Source organism: Agrobacterium sp. a22-2 (assembly GCF_012276985.1).
Taxonomy (GTDB): domain Bacteria; phylum Pseudomonadota; class Alphaproteobacteria; order Rhizobiales; family Rhizobiaceae; genus Allorhizobium.
In genome coordinates, this window is the sequence record NZ_JAAXMM010000042.1 from 1 (window position 1) to 644 (window position 644).

Annotated in this window: 2 protein-coding genes; one reads left to right on the plus strand and one right to left on the minus strand. The window is 65.4% G+C overall.

Features of this window, described 5'->3' with window-relative positions; all coding sequences use genetic code 11:
• A partial coding sequence (locus tag HFC70_RS26300) for an alpha-glucosidase C-terminal domain-containing protein (RefSeq protein WP_168476287.1) occupies positions 1-260 on the plus strand: 260 nt, incomplete at its 5' end.
• Positions 261-288: 28 nt separating this feature from the next.
• On the opposite strand, the gene HFC70_RS26305 is transcribed toward HFC70_RS26300, so the two are convergent.
• Positions 289-644 (minus strand): NAD(P)H-dependent oxidoreductase (locus tag HFC70_RS26305; RefSeq protein ID WP_168476288.1); only part of this gene is annotated, 356 nt, incomplete at its 5' end.

Sequence of the window (644 nt, forward strand, 5' to 3'; positions counted from 1 at the left end):
ACCCGCTGCTGACCCACGGCGACTATCAGGATCTGGCGCCGGAACACCCGGCGCTGTGGTGCTATCAGCGCAGCTGGAACGGCCAGCGCCTGCTGGTCGCGGCCAACCTGAGCCGCGAACCGTTGGCCTGGGCGGCGGAAGGCGTGGAAGCCTCCGCGCAATGGCGCCCGCTGATGAGCAACTACAGCGACTCAGCGGATCAGCCACAGGCGCTGACGCTGCGGCCGTTCGAAGCGGTGTGGTGGCTACTCGAAGACTAACCCCGCAGGGCGCGGCGAGCGCTGCGCCCTACCATTTCCCCAGCAGCGCCGCCACCCCGGCAGCCTCTTGCGCCAACTGCTCATCGCTCATGTCGCTCACGCCCTGCACCAGATGCGGCGGCAGATAATCCATGCCGGTCAGGTTGGCCATGGCGTGGAACGGCAGCAGCAGATCCTGCACCGGGTAACGGTTGTACCCTTGCGTCGTATAAGCCTGCGCGTCGCCGCCGGTGCTCACCACAAGCTGCAGCGGCTTGCCGTGCAGTTGGGTGCCTTCGCTGCCGTAGGCAAAACCGTAGGTTAATACCGCATCCTGCCATTCGCTGAGGATCGCCGGCGAGCTGTACCAGTAAAACGGGAACAGCATCACTACCGCATCATGGC